We start from the raw sequence: 14663 nt of genomic DNA, 5'->3' as shown, positions 1-14663 counted from the left end.
TTTAGCCCGGCCCACTTATCGTATTAAACTAAAATGTCCTTTTGCAGTTTTTTCAGTACGGGTACCATTACTCAGGTAATGTAAATACTCTACCATGAACCAATAATCAGTAGCCGGTAACATTTTGCCTTTGTAGGTTCCGTCCCACCTGCCATTTTGAGGCAGGGAAACCAATAGTTTGCCAAACCGGTCATAAATGTAAACCTGCTTTATCCTTATGGCATCATAAGCGTTTAAAAATGCCAGGCTCCAGTAATCGCTATTACCATCGCCATTTGGCGTAAAGAAAGAAGGGTAACCTACACTTGTAAAGGCAAATACCCCTGTTGCACACTCATCATCATTAGGATAAAAAGTATGCTGTGTTACAGTATTAGTAAAAGATGATACCCAATATCCCTGTATGCCGTTAACCGAAACATCCGGTAATGCCGACGGTTCTTCCCCAAAAAAATATTCGGTGGCCAAATCAAACTGTGGTACAACGGGTTGGGTTACTTCTATTTCTATTTCCGTTTGCAGGCCATTGTCGCAATCGCCGGAATTTGAGGTAAACACATAAGTGTATATACCCGGTGAGGATGTGTTTATTGATGCCGGGCTCCAGGTTCCGCTCAGGCCGTTACCTGATGTTGCAGGCAATGCAGGAGCGTAATCGTTAAGGCAATATACCGTACCAAAAGTAAACACGGGTACCAGTACTTCTTTAATCAAAACGTTTACCACTACCCTTCCCGATGCACAGCCTGTGGCGTTTACCAGCTCTGCCCAATAGCTTGCCGGTGCCGTTAAGGCCGGTGTTTCAAATACCGTTCCGCTATAGAGAATAACATGGCTTGTCTCGGTTTCATACCAGTTAACGGTATAGCCGGGTTGTGCAACAACTTCTAAAACGGCCGCTGTACCGCTGCAAACGGCTACATTTTCGGTATAGGCAAACGCTTCAAACGGGGCTACGGTAACCGTAACTTCAATTTTATCCGACTTACATCCTGCAGCGCTTACCGCCTCTGCCCAATAGCTTGTAGTTTCGCCTAATTGAGGAGTGGCAAAAGTAGCGCCCGTGTACATGGGAGTGGTATCTGCTTCATTTGCATACCAGTTTACCACGCTGCCGTTTGTGGTTACGCTAAGTGTAGCGTTCTCTCCCGGGCAGGCTGTAAATGCAGCAGCACTTATTTGTGGCAGCGCATTAATGGTAAAAGTTAAAGAGCTTATAACATTACCGCAATTAATACCGCTGTTTAAGGAGAAATTAATCCATACCGTGTGGGTTTGTCCGCTTGACGGAAGGCTATACGCTTGCGGTTCTGCAACAGCATTAGCCGTGTTATTTGCCGTGGCATCGGCCTGATTTGTATAATAATATATACTGTAGTTTTGGGGCGTTGTAGTAAACTGGTCAATATAAGATGCAAGGTCTACCGTATTTTCTGTACCGCAAATATCAATACCATTTATATGCTGAGGGGTTATATCCATAGCAGAGATAACCAAATGTACCTGCTGTAGCACAAAACAGCCGTTCAGGTTTTCAATCCTGGCATACACAGTGCCCGCCGCACCGGTATACCCTCCGGGGTTAGATATAAGCCCTGCGGCTTCCCCGGCCTGTGCTGCCGCCTCTGTACTGTAATACCTTATAAATATTTCACCAGCCTCATCATCAGTCAACAGGCCATCAGCCTCATTAAGGTTAAACAAACCAATACTGCTGCCTATGGTTGTACAATAAAACAAAGTGGGTGCCTGGGCTACCGCAGGTGTTTCATATACATAAAACTTTATTTTTATGCCGTTTACAAAATTGCCATTGGCATCTTCCAGGCGGGCAAATAGTATATTGGGGTTTTGATTGGCATAAGCAACATAGCTGCCACTTAAAAGGTTGCTGCTGTTTTCAAGGCGGGCATTTTCAAATGTATCATAAAACGAAACCGAATGCCCCGGATAATCGGCAACAATCTGCGTGGCAATTTCATCAAGGTTAAAGCTTTCCTGCCCGTCATAACCTTCATCACAGCGTTCAAATTTATAGCTCATCATAATACAGCGTACCGAAAACGCAAACCCGCGTGTAGTATTATGCTCATACACTGTGTTCTGGAAATGGAAGTCGTTAGAGCTGTTTATAGATGCAATTGCGCTTGTCCAGTAAACCGACTGGTAACCCGGCGGGCTTTCTACCAAACCTGTGCTGTAATTGCGTGCGCTTGGCCCCACAACCCTAAACTGCGATGCAAAAGCATCATTAAGGGTTTGCAGGTTATTGGCATCAGATTCTAAAGTAAACTCACTTTGCAACGGCACCCTGAAACCACACGGGCACGGGTTATTAGCACCACCCTCGCCCTGCCATAGTGCTGAGTTAGATACTTCCCTCCAGTCGCCTTGGCTACCCTGGGTTATAATCATATCGTTATGCCCCGGTGTATCGGTTACAGATTTTGTGGCCGTTGTTTGGTTTACAGCTACATTGCCCGTACCGGCTTCACTCACCCAGTTCATAAGCTCATGGCCGTCGCTATAACGGCCCCATTGGTACAGGCTGCCAAAAGCATTCAGGTCGGTTATAGATTGCGGTTCGGCATCGGGGTTAAAATCCGGGTGCCCCACTTTATTATAATTACTGCCCAGGTTGGTTTGCAGCCATTCCTCCTCAGTATTGCCCGATTCAAAAACCCGGTACAAAAACCTGTGGTGACGTGCTGTACTGCCACCGTTACCCAGGCTGTCTTCTCCCTGTTGGGTGCTGTCTTTATACCTCCTGTCCGGTATATAGGTTGTGCGCTCAAATTCGCAACCCTGTACTGCATAGCTAAACGTGCCATAATTAAGGGGCATACCCGCTGCATGTAATGTAACATTTTGCAAACCTGTTTGCGTAAAGCTACCTGATTTACTAAATGTTATGCCATTTACAGTATTGGTACTAATGGTATAGCTACCCGTTTGGGTTACATTAACCTGCAGGGTTTGTGTGGGGAAAATATCAGCTTCATCGGGGTCTGAAATGGAAATACCCTTAACAGGATATCCTGCCTGGCTTACCTGGCAGTTTACCACCGTAAATTGAGAAAAGGCAGTACCTGTAACCGGACTGCCTGCTGCACAAAATATGTGTATATAAAATAAAAGGATGTATAAGTATAAAGGCTTCATTATAAATAAAAAGCCCCACCGGCCATACCGGTGAGGCTTTAGGGGAATTATTGTTTAGTAACTTTAAATGATTTTTCGGCATTTTCAGTCTGTGCCTTAACAATGTAAGTGCCTGTAGCAAGGTTTGCCAAATCAACTTCTGTAATTTCCTGGGCATACTGGGCTTTTATAAGCCTTCCGCTAAGGTCGTACACAGTTATGCTTTTTACAGGTACAGTAGTATTAAAAAACAGCTTATTACCCACAGGGTTAGGATAGTAGGTAAAACCTTCAAGCTCTGCTACACCTGTGCTAAGCGCAATATCTTCTGCCGTTATGGCCGTGGCAGGGCTAACGCATCCGTTAACAGCCTGTACGGCATAATACACCGTGTTGTGCACCAGTACAGTTGTATCGGGTAATATTGTAGTAAGTGTCTCATCGGCATACCAGGTAATTTCGCCCTCTGCTTCCACTTCAAGGCTGGCAAGGGTTTCCCCTTCTGTAAAGCTTTGTGTGGCAGCAGCCTCAACAGCCTGCGGCAGGGCATTTACAGTAGCCACGTTTTCAACCCTTTCAGAGCTGCAGCCTATGTAGGTTACGGCCTCTACCCAGTAGCTTGTAGTAGCACCAAGTTCGGGCGTTTCAAAAGTTGTTCCTGTATAAACAGGTTCTGTAGCATCGGCAGCTGTATACCAGTTGTAGGTAATATCTTCAGTTTCTGTTACCGAAAGTGTAACCGCATTACCAGCACAAACCGCTTCAGGTTCCGTAGCAACGGGTGCGGCAACTAAACAGTTAAACTCAAAAGCCCTTGCATAATGCGCCGTTGCCGAACCCGCGCCTTCACGGCCGCCAACCATTATTTTTTCGCCGTCATTGCTTAGCGCAACCGAACTTCCGTAAAAAGTTCCGTTTGTAGTATCGGCAATAGTACCTGTCTGGTACCATTCTTCGTCAATAAACTTATAAATTTCGGCTTTGCCCACCTGGCTCGATATGCCTTCAGATCCTACTGCAAGTACATCTCCGGCTGCATTTAGCCTTACACGTGCATAAAGCTGGAACATTGCCGTGCCATAAAGCGCGTTGCCCAATTGGGTCCATATACCGTCCTGGTTTTCATATACGGTGGCCCTGCCGGCAAAAAAAGTACCCGTGGGGCTGTTAGCGGTAAAAGAACCCAGTGCTACCCTGTTGCCCGCTGCATTAAAGCTAACATAGCCTACAGGTACATCATCTATAAGGGCGGTTTGTATCCACACCGCACCATCTAACTGGTATATTCTTGCAACACCGCCATCATAATAAGTAGCTACAATGGTAGTACCGGCATCGTTAATATCTACATCAAAGCCAAATGATGTCCCCTCACTGTTAGCCGATATTACGGTTTGCCCCACCTGCTGCCAGGCTGTTCCGTTTAACTCATATACTTTTACCTGTCCTGAAAAAGCCGCACCAGTGTAATTAGCATCTGCACCGGTAACCAGTTTTGTACCGTCTGCCGTAAGGGCAAGCGAACCGCCAAGGCCCGTGCTTTCATCGCCCACTATATCTTCACCTACCTGAACCCAGGCTGTGCCGTTGTAATTAAATACCCCAACTTTACCCGAATTATTACCGTTAGCATCGCTTAGCGGAGCGCCTATTGCAACGGTTTGCCCGTCATCGCTAAGGCTTATGGTAAGGTCGGCATTGTCTCCATAAGTAGCCCCTATGTTTATATCGCCAAACTGTATATCTGTACCTAATTGTACCCACTCATTATTGTTGTACTGGTACACTTTTGTAAGCCCGGTTGTAACCCCAGAGTTTACTGAAAAGGACGGGCTTACCGCAACCACATTTCCATCGCCGCTCATGGCAGTTGTGCTTACAGGTTGCCCTTCATACTGAAACGTTTCGCCAAGCTGGTTCCATTCCTGGGCCTGCATAACCGAAATATGCGCCACAAGGCCCAATACTACCAATGTAATTTTCTTCATAAAATACTTTATTTAGTCTTTTTAAAAACAATGGCGCAAAAGTATCCTGTGTACAACTTTACGTAAGGGCATTACGTGTTAAAAGTGCGTAAGTTAATGTACCCTCCTGTTCTTTTATGCAGATTTACAGTAACTTAAAAAAGGTTGAAGTAGAAGTAAATATCAGTATCGTTAGGAATATTGAGCTTTTTGCGGATGCGGTATTTACGGTTTTGGATGGTTTTAGGCTCCAGGTTTTTTATCCGGGCTATATCTTTAGTGGTAAGGTTGAGTTTAAGGTAGGCACAAAACTCAACCTCAGAATCCAGTATACCCTCATTTATTGCAACCAGTTTTTCTTTAAAATAAGGAAATGCACAATTGAATTCAGGAATAAAATCAGCATGGTTTTCGCCGCACAACTCCACAAGTTTTTTGTTAACCGTTTCCCTGTCTTCGGTTTCAGCAGCAGTGCTATTTACTGTTTCGGCAGGTATAGAAACTTTACTTTTCCTGAAGTATAAAAACACCAGCAATGCGCACAACATTACTATTACGGCACCGCCAATACCATACACTATGCTATGGTTTGTTTGTTGCCCTGATTGCTTTACTACCGAGTGTAGTGATTTATATTTGGCATCTGCAATCTCAAGTTTTACCTCGTTTAGTTTATTCCGGTAATGATTCATGGCAATACTGTCGCCCAGGGCCAAATGGGTTTTAACCATGGCTTCATACAGGCTTTGCCGGTTTTTTAAATCAGCGCCCTCCGGTGCAGTGTTTTCGGCAAGGGTGTAATACTCAAGTGCTTTTTTAAAGTTTTTATGTTTCAGGCTTATATCTCCCAGCACCGAATAATTAAGAAAAACTATAAAATCTTTAGTACCCTTTGGCACAGGGCATACTGCAAGTGACCTTTCTATGTAATATTGAGCGCTATCAAGGCTTTTACGCTCAAATACAGTACCCGTGTTAGAGTAGTTTCTAAACAACCCCGAAAACCGCTTGTTTTTGTCTTTCTGTAGCAGTATTTGTTTGCGGGCAAGCGCCATTTTATTTATGGCCTCATCTATTTCGTTGTTGTTATAGTAAAGGTTGGCTATATACGTATGGGCATTTGCCTTAGAACCAATTATGCTTTCATTTTCAGCATCTCCTTCATCTAATATTTTAAGGGCTTTATTGTATTCATCTAAAGCCCTGTTGCGCAAATCGTTTTCTATATATATCTGGCACAAATAGATATGCGCTACAGCCTGGTAGTTTATACTTTTATATGCTGTGGCTTTTTCTTCAAGCGATACCGATGCTTTAATTACATTGTCAAACTCGTTTTTCATTAAAAAATACCAGCAGGTATTGGAAAGCAACACAAGTTCCGATTCTGTAAAGTTTTTTTCTCTGGCCTCTTTTAGCAGGCTTTTCAATTTTAGGTAGCCTTCATCTGGGTTTGACTGCAATACCTTGTGCATTTCTGCAATCCTGGCTTTAAAGGCTTTTTTTGCCTCGCCCGTTTGTGCAAGAAGGCTTTGAGAAAAAAGTAGCGTAAAATAAAGTACAATTCTAAATGGCATCGATATATAACCCATAGTAATTTAATTCAGGTTCTCCCCGGCAAAAATAACTATTTAGAATGGTAATAAATAAGGGGGGTTTATCAATGTAACAAATTATCACATGAATTCAACAGTTCAAAAATGTTTCGATGCTTTCGTTTCACACCTGAAAACAGCTTAATATTTCACTTTTGGAGTTTGTTTTTACGGTGTGAAATATCAAATTGCAGGCAGTCTTAATTTTTACCATTTTTCGGGCAGCCTAAGCACCGGTTCAAAGTAAAAATTAAATCCCTGCCACAACTCTATGTTAAAAAAAATGTAATTTTATGCTGGTTTGGCACCCACCTGCCAGGCTGTAATTTTCCCAACCTTTTTAATACCCTTCAGCATGAAAAAAACTACTTTTTTATTAGTACTGGCTGTTTTGGCGGGTACACTAAACGGTATGGCACAGGATATAAAAACCCTGCACAAAAACCTCAAAACGGCAAAATCTGCAGTGCAAAAAGCCGATGCCATGATAGCAATAGGCAAATGGCACCATGAACGGTACGGAAATTTGGATTTTCCGCTTTCGGCAGACAGTACCTGGTATTATGCTAAAACATCTGAAAAGTTTTGCCTCGAAAAAAACCTGAAGCTACAGTTGGCGTATACCTACAATTTGTTTTCTTACACCTATGCCGATAATATGCTGGTAGATGAGGCATCGGCTTATGCCGAAAAAGCCATTAAAATCTTTGAAAAAACAACCGACAAAAAAGGGTTGAGCAGGGCCTACAACCGGCTGCTAACGGCCGAAATACAAAAACAAACCGTAAGGAAAGACCTTTTAGCCATACTTGAAAAAGGAATTAAAACAGCCACCGAAGCAGGTGATAATGAGATAAAAACCTATCTACTGGAAAAAACAGGCTATTACTACTCGCGCATGGGGCAGTTTGATAAAACCACCCAGTACCTTCAAAAGGCCATAGCTACTTATAAAAAAACAGGCGAAACAAGCCACCTTAAAACCCTTTATAGCACTATAGCTGCATTTTACATATTAACAGGCAGTAACGAAAAAGCACTGCATTACAACCACGAAGCGGCTGCCATACTTAACAAACTAAAGGAATATACCATTGAAGAATCGCTGCTCTTTGGCTCCTTAGCCGATACCTACAACAACCTTAACTATACAGATGAAGCTGTTATATATGCTAAAAAAGCCTGGGAAATTGCCCATAAGTATGACAACAAAAACTATGAAGAGCTAAGCGAAAGAAGCCTTATACAAATGCTGTGCATTAAGAAAAGGCGCGCCGAAGCACAATTTCACTACAAAAACCTTGAAAGTTATTTTAACCGGCTCGAACCTTTTACCAGGGCCGATGCCATAAATACATTGCTGGAAAACAGCCTGTACCTTGGGTATCCTGATAAGGCAAAGCGCTATGCAGCTATGGGGGTAGAATATGTAAACAGTACCAATGCCGTTGAAGAAATTAAACGAAACCTTGCCAAAACACTTTCAAACTATTTTCTACAGGTAAAAAACTATAAAGAAGCCAGGCAATACGGGCTTATGTATGCCGGTATTGTAGAAAAAAGCAGGAGTATATCGCACCTTCAGGAAGCCTACCTACAGCTGTTTAAAATAGATTCTACCGCGGGCAATTACCCTGGTGCCCTTAACAATTACAGGATATTTACACAATACAAAGACAGCATTATGACCGAAAAACGGGTTAAGGAAATAGCCCGTATAGAAACCCTGTACAAAACCCGCGAAAAAGATAAAGACAACCAACTGCTTAAAAAGCAGGCCCGGCTAAAGGAGGCTCAACTCTCTAAAACCACCCTCGAAAAAAACCTGAGCCTGCTGGGCATAGGGCTTTTGGTTATTATTATTATACTGGTATACAGGAGTTACTACCTTAACCAAAAAATTAAAAAACAAACCACCCTTAAAAATGCCATGCTGCAAAACCTGCTTAACGAAAAAGAATGGCTTTTAAAAGAAATACACCACCGCGTAAAAAACAACCTGCAAATTGTTATGAGCCTTTTGGGTGCACAGTCTCACTTTCTTGAAGACAGCGGCGCTAAAGAAGCCATTAAAAACAGCCAGCACCGCATACACTCTATGTCGCTTATACACAAAAAGCTATACCAGTCAGATAATATTGTTACAATAAATGTAGAGCTGTATTTTAAAGAGCTTATTGAATACTATAAAATGGCGTTTGATACCCGCGAACGCATACGGTTTGAGGTAGATGTAGCACCGCTGGAGCTTGAATCGGCACAGGCGGTACCCATGGGCCTTATACTTAACGAGGCCGTAAACAATGCCCTAAAGCATGCTTTCCCTAACGAGGCTACCGGGCTCATACAGGTAAGCTTACTGCCTGATGCCGATACCCTTATTTTTAAGGTTAAAGATAACGGCGTAGGTATGCCCAATGCCCAAACGGGTTTTAACTCACTGGGGCTTAACCTTATTTCGGGCTTTAGCCGGGAGCTTAACGCAGCCCTTCAAATAAACGGTATCAATGGTGTTGAAATAACCGTAACGTTTAAATACAGCAAGCCCGCTGTGGCATAACCCATGGGGGTACATAAAAAAGCCCGGACATAGCCCGGGCCCGAAGCAGAAACTTAAATAAAAAAAAGGGGAAATTTTATTTTCGGTTTTCTACCTGCGTTTATTATTTAGTAGGGGTAATTAAAAATTCCTCACCTTTTGTGTTTCATTTAAAAACTGAATTACAGCACGTTACACCTTTTGCAGCCCCGCTGCGGCAAACGGCTGGGCAGCAGGTATATTAATTTCCAGGAAGTTTGCTATGTAAGATGCCTCAATCTCCCAGTCATCATGTGTCAGTACGCTGTGGTTGGTGGCAAACTCGGCATATTCAAGTACAGAGGTGCCTTTCCTGTATTTATTAAATACCCTGCGGGTAAGGTGTGCGGGTATTACATTATCATCAAGGCCGGCAGTAAGCAGCAGCGGCGCATGCCTTTTACTGTAATCTACAAAAGCAGCATCGGTAAGGCCTCCCCTGCCCACCCTTTTAGATTCGGGTATGGCATACAGTTCATAAGCCTCAGCTTGCTCTTCATAGCTCATGCCATTGCCAAAAGCATACTGAAAATCAGCAAAAGACATAAGGTAGGTTTTTTTTAGCGAAGAAAAAAGCCCCAGCAATTTCCATGACGATTTAAGGAACGTAAACTCATACGGTATAACCCCTTTGGGCGGCACGGCGTGTATGGCTACCCCACCTTTTGCATACCCCTGGTTGATTAATATCTGCGCCACAAGCCCGCCTAACGAATGCCCTATTACAACAGGCTTCTCGCCCAGGCGGAGTGCTATTTGCGCATAATGGCTTACTACACCGCTAAGCGTAAGCGCGGCAAGCTCATGGTCGTGCGGTTGCAGTGCGCGCAGTTCGGCGGCGCTTTTTTCTTTATGCGGCCATGATGGGGCAATAGCATTGTAGCCCTTGTCTTCAAAATAGCTAATCCAGCGGTTCCATGTGGTATGGCTTACAAATGCTCCTGTAATAAACAAGATTGTTTCTCTCTTTTCAAGTGTTTTCATGATAGTATATTTTGTGGGATATCCCGTTTTTTAATATGCCAAAGGCAATTAAAGGCATACAACAGCAATACCATTTTATAAAAAACTAACAACCTGACAGTTACATATAAAACCTATTTTCACTTTCTTGATATCCCGCAGAAACCAAGAAACAATTAGCGATATTTCGAGGTACAAAAAAGGCTAAACGGTTTGTTTAGCCTTTAATTGTTATTTACGAAAAATCACGTTTTATGCCCAGCTTTTTCATCCTCGAATTCAATGTAGATGGTGGTAAGTCAAGCAGCTCGGCCGCACCACCTGCCCCCCACACTTTGCCGTTGCACTTTTTCAACGCCCTCATAATGTGTTCCCGCTCGTTATCTTCTATTGTTTTAAAAGAGTCTCCCAACGGTGTAGCACCTTCAGCTTCTGCTATACTGTGCCTGGGCAGCTGAAGTTCTTTTATGGTGTCTTCGCGCGCAAGCAGCACGGCACGCTCCATAAGGTTTTCAAGCTCGCGTATGTTACCGGGCCAGTTATAAGCCAACGCCTCTTTTAGCGCCTCTTTAGACAGCCCGTTGATGGATTTGCCTATCTTACGGTTAAAATAGCCTACAAAATGGTCTGCCAGCAGGGGTATGTCTTCCCGGCGTTCGCGCAACGGCGGCAGGTTTATAGGGAAAATATTAAGCCTGTAATACAGGTCGAGCCTGAAACGGCCTGCCGCCACTTCTTTTTCAAGTTCCCTATTAGTAGCGGCAATAATGCGTACATCTATTTTAACGGCCGCCCCGCCGCCTATGCGCTCTATTTCTTTTTCCTGCAACACCCTCAGCAGCTTAGATTGCAGTTCCAGCGGCATTTCGCCTATTTCATCAAGAAAAATAGTACCCTTATTGGCCAGTTCAAACTTGCCGGTACGCTTTTCAACAGCACCGGTAAAAGCCCCTTTTTCATGGCCAAATAATTCTGACTCAATAAGGTTTGCAGGCAGTGCTGCACAATTAATTTTTATAAGCGGCTGCTTTGCCCGTTTAGAAAGGTCGTGTATGCATTGGGCAATACGTTCTTTGCCGGTGCCGCTTTCGCCAAGTATAAGTACCGATGTATCGGCCGGTGCAACCTGAGCTATGTTATCAAATACATTAAGTAACAGGTGGCTTTTACCTACAATGCCACTAAAAACGTTAGATACCGGGCTTTTAACCGGCACCGGCTCTTTTTTGGGTAGCTGTTCCTGTACAGGTGCTTTTTCTATAGACAGCATACGCGCCACGGCCTCAACAAGTATGTTTTTAAACGTCCTGAGCAGCACAATATATTCGTTTTTATAGGTATCGGGCCGCCTGCTGTAAAAGAAAAAGTAAAACGTTTCGCCATTGGGCGCCATAAGCGGAAAAATAAGCATTGACTTCATCCCAAACTGTTCTGAAACCAGGCGGCGCATAGAGGGCTTTATGGTTATCTTTACAAAATCATCGCCGTTAAACAGTTGCGGTTCAGTTTCGGTGGGTGTGGCAGCCTGCAAAGCCGCAAGCTCTTTCAGGGTTGTGTGGGTAATAAGCTGCAGTTCGGGCAGCCCTATAACCTGGTATTCGTTAAAGCCCACACGCAAAAAGCTAATGGCGTTATACGGAATTTCGCCTGCCGTGCGAAACCCCGCCACCATATAATCAAACGGCACGTAGGTTTGCAGCGCTATGGCGGTTTTGAGCATTTTTTGTTCCCACCCCTCTTTTTCATCGGCAATTGACTTGAGCTTTTTTTGCAAATCGGCCTCTTTGCGCAGGTTGGCCTCAGCGCTGTTTTCATAGCGGTACTGGGCAATTTCGAGTGTAACCATAAGGTCGCGTTCCCTGAAAGGCTTTACTATAAACCCATAAGGCTGTGTAGCCTTAGCCGCCATTAACACCTCATGGTTAGAGTTTGCCGAAATAAAAATAAAGGGTATAGCCTTTTCATTCAGCACGCCGGCAAGGTCAATACCGGTTTCTTTTCCCTTCAAAAATATATCTACCAGCACAAGGCCGGGTTTTTCTTTTTCTATCAGTTTAAGCGCTTCTGCTACAGAGTTTGCAATACCCGCCACCTGGTAACCTGCCTTCAGCAGCATAATTTCAAGGTCGTTGGCCTCAATAAACTGGTCTTCAACTATAAGTACTTTTTGTTTCATATTACTGATTTGTTACGCTTAAGTTCAAAATTGTAGGTAAATTCTATCTGTACGGCCGTGCCACCGTTAGCCACCATGGTAAAGCTCCCCTCAAGGTCTTTAGACAGGCCACGTATAAGCCGCAGCCCCAAAGACTGTGATTTTGTAATATCAAAACCGGCTGGCAGGCCAATGCCGTCATCTGCAATACGGAGGATAAATGTATGGTCGCCACGGTTTTTTAGCGATATGCTAATCTGCCCCTTTCTCCCACCTGGAAAGGCATATTTTATGGCGTTTGTTACCGCCTCATTAACTATAAGCCCTACCGGTACTGCAAAGCTTACATCCATTTCAAGGTCTTCGGCATCTAAAATAAAGGTAAGCCTGTTCTGCACGGTAAAGCTGTTTTCTAAATATTCCACCAGCTCGCGGATGTAAGCGCCTATGTTTATGGTTTCGCACGTTGTTTTATCGCTATACAGCTTGTTGTGTATTAACGCCATAGACTGCACGCGGTGGCGGCTGTTTTGTATGGCACTAAGCGCCTGCTTGTGGGTTAACGATTCTGACTGGCTGCTGAGCAGGCTCATAATAATCTGGAGGTTGTTTTTTACCCTACGATGAATTTCCTGCAAAAGCCACTGGCGCTCGTTAACCAGGCGCTTTAACTGGCGGTTCTTAATTTTTATTTCAGTGTTTTTTTGTGTGAGTTTCAACCCGGCTGCCTTCTTGGCTTTATAACCCAGGTATACAATGCATACAAACAATGCCGAAAGCACGGTAAACACAATAACAATGGCATTGGCAATATTCTTTTGCCTGAGCTGGCCCAGCTGTAGCATTTTTTGCTGTTCCAGTAGCTTTATACTTGCCTTCCTGCCCGCAAGTGCGTGGTCTTTCTGTTCAATATCATACAGCACCATCATCTCAGATATTACCCTGCCTTTTGAAGCTTTTTCTACCTTATCCAGTAAATTATCATATTGCTGGTGTATCCTTATAGCATCGCCAAACCGGCTTTCCATTTCGGCAAGCCTGTAGCCGAATGAATAAAAACTAATCGAGTCAATATAATTTTTTAACGGAAAGGTACTAAAGCGGTTATAATACTCCCTGGCGCCGGTTTTATTTGCAGCCCATATCTGGTAATTCAAAATATTAAGGTAAGCCATACGTACCTCAGCCTCATGGGTTTTATATTTTTCCGCAAGCTGCTGTAACAGTGCGCAATTACGCCGGGCATTGCTTTTCCTGTTCATAAGCATATCTATATCCAGCAGTATTTTTTGGTTGGTGATGATGCTCAGGGGGCTGGCTGGAGCATACTTGCCGTGCACACTGTTATAAAAGTCGGTTGCTTCTTTTTCGGTCTTAAAATAATTGGCATGGATAAGCGAAGCGGTAAGGGTATAAATATCATCTACCTTGCCTTCTTTCATAAACTGCTCCAGGGCTTTATATAAATATTTTATACCTTCTTCATCATGGTTTGATTGCAGGTAAGACAGGCCCACATTATAATAAATAACCGAAAGCCACGATGCGTTATTATTGCGCTGTTCGCCCAGCCGGGCTGCCTTTAGCCCGTAGGCTATACTGCGCTCATGGTCTAATAGCCTGCCATAGCTGCAGCACAACACAAAATAAACGGTCATAAGGTCCTGCTCGCCCACTTTGGTATATATATCGAGTGATTTGGTTGCCGCATCGAGCGCCTTTGCCAAACTGTCGTCTGACAGGTAAAACTCGCTTAAAAGCGAAAGCGCCCTGCCATGTTGCAATACAGGCTTACAGTTTTCAAATGCGGCTACTGATTTTTCAAGGGCGGCAATTTTTGGGGTTATCTGGTCAGATGGGTAATAGTAGCACTGCTCAAACCAGTACTCTGCCAGTAGGCGTGCCGACCCGGTTTTTGTGGCCAGGTTAAACGTTTTTTTAAGATAGGGTGTGGCTTTACCCGTTTCTCCGCTTTCCCTGTAAAGTTTAGAAAACAATATCCATGTTAAACCGCTATATTCATCAGAACGCACCGTTTTGTTATACGTTTGGGCACGTTGCAGGTACAGGTTAGCGCTGTCAAGGTCTTTCTTTAGTTCGCCCGAACGCTCAATATACAGCCTTGCCACCTCATGGCAGGCCTCAATTTTTTTGTTTAGCGGGGCTTTTCCTTCAATAGTTTTCAGGTTGGCATCTATAGCCTTATCCTGGGCCAAAAGCCACGAACTGAAAAAAAAGAAACAAATAATAACCTTGTATTTCAT

The 14663-nt window shown here is 43.8% G+C and carries 7 protein-coding genes; 1 reads left to right on the top strand and 6 read right to left on the bottom strand.

The window, feature by feature from the left end:
• Window positions 1-15: 15 nt before the first annotated feature.
• From AM279_RS01420 to AM279_RS01410, 3 genes are all read right to left on the bottom strand, one after another.
• Window positions 16-3162 (bottom strand): T9SS type B sorting domain-containing protein, encoded by a 3147-nt coding sequence (locus AM279_RS01420; RefSeq protein WP_054405895.1) that lies wholly within the window; start codon window positions 3160-3162, stop codon window positions 16-18.
• 47 nt (window positions 3163-3209) lie between these two features.
• Window positions 3210-5129, bottom strand: a complete 1920-nt coding sequence (locus tag AM279_RS01415) for an Ig-like domain-containing protein (RefSeq protein WP_054405894.1) — start codon at window positions 5127-5129, stop codon at window positions 3210-3212.
• A 134-nt stretch (window positions 5130-5263) separates the two neighbouring features.
• On the bottom strand, window positions 5264-6685 hold the full coding sequence (locus tag AM279_RS01410) for a tetratricopeptide repeat protein (RefSeq protein ID WP_160316414.1): 1422 nt from the start codon (window positions 6683-6685) through the stop codon (window positions 5264-5266).
• Window positions 6686-7058: 373 nt separating this feature from the next.
• Here AM279_RS01410 and AM279_RS01405 point away from each other — a divergent pair, with 373 nt between their 5' ends.
• The gene (locus tag AM279_RS01405) at window positions 7059-9263 is read left to right on the top strand and encodes a sensor histidine kinase (protein WP_054405892.1); all 2205 of its coding nucleotides are present in this window, start codon (window positions 7059-7061) and stop codon (window positions 9261-9263) included.
• Between the two features lie 171 nt (window positions 9264-9434).
• On the opposite strand, the gene AM279_RS01400 is transcribed toward AM279_RS01405, so the two are convergent.
• The 3 genes from AM279_RS01400 to AM279_RS01390 form a co-directional block, all read right to left on the bottom strand.
• On the bottom strand, window positions 9435-10265 hold the full coding sequence (locus AM279_RS01400) for an alpha/beta hydrolase (RefSeq protein WP_054405891.1): 831 nt from the start codon (window positions 10263-10265) through the stop codon (window positions 9435-9437).
• A 214-nt stretch (window positions 10266-10479) separates the two neighbouring features.
• The gene (locus AM279_RS01395; RefSeq protein WP_054405890.1) at window positions 10480-12420 is read right to left on the bottom strand and encodes a sigma 54-interacting transcriptional regulator; all 1941 of its coding nucleotides are present in this window, start codon (window positions 12418-12420) and stop codon (window positions 10480-10482) included.
• On the bottom strand, window positions 12417-14663 hold the full coding sequence (locus AM279_RS01390; protein WP_054405889.1) for a tetratricopeptide repeat-containing sensor histidine kinase: 2247 nt from the start codon (window positions 14661-14663) through the stop codon (window positions 12417-12419). The genes AM279_RS01395 and AM279_RS01390 overlap by 4 nt, the downstream gene beginning before the upstream one ends.

Origin of the sequence: Flavobacterium akiainvivens (assembly GCF_001278115.1) — a bacterium.
In the GTDB taxonomy this organism is placed as follows: domain Bacteria; phylum Bacteroidota; class Bacteroidia; order Flavobacteriales; family Flavobacteriaceae; genus Flavobacterium; species Flavobacterium akiainvivens.
This window is presented reverse-complemented; position numbering and strand designations above follow the sequence as displayed.

Excerpts from the sequence above, each read along its gene's own strand:
- AM279_RS01420 (WP_054405895.1), bottom strand. The coding sequence starts at position 3,162 with ATGAAGCCTTTATACTTATACATCCTTTTATTTTATATACACATATTT.
- AM279_RS01415 (WP_054405894.1), bottom strand. The coding sequence starts at position 5,129 with ATGAAGAAAATTACATTGGTAGTATTGGGCCTTGTGGCGCATATTTCG.
- AM279_RS01410 (WP_160316414.1), bottom strand. The coding sequence starts at position 6,685 with ATGCCATTTAGAATTGTACTTTATTTTACGCTACTTTTTTCTCAAAGC.
- AM279_RS01405 (WP_054405892.1), top strand. The coding sequence starts at position 7,059 with ATGAAAAAAACTACTTTTTTATTAGTACTGGCTGTTTTGGCGGGTACA.
- AM279_RS01400 (WP_054405891.1), bottom strand. The coding sequence starts at position 10,265 with ATGAAAACACTTGAAAAGAGAGAAACAATCTTGTTTATTACAGGAGCA.
- AM279_RS01395 (WP_054405890.1), bottom strand. The coding sequence starts at position 12,420 with ATGAAACAAAAAGTACTTATAGTTGAAGACCAGTTTATTGAGGCCAAC.
- AM279_RS01390 (WP_054405889.1), bottom strand. The coding sequence starts at position 14,663 with ATGAAATACAAGGTTATTATTTGTTTCTTTTTTTTCAGTTCGTGGCTT.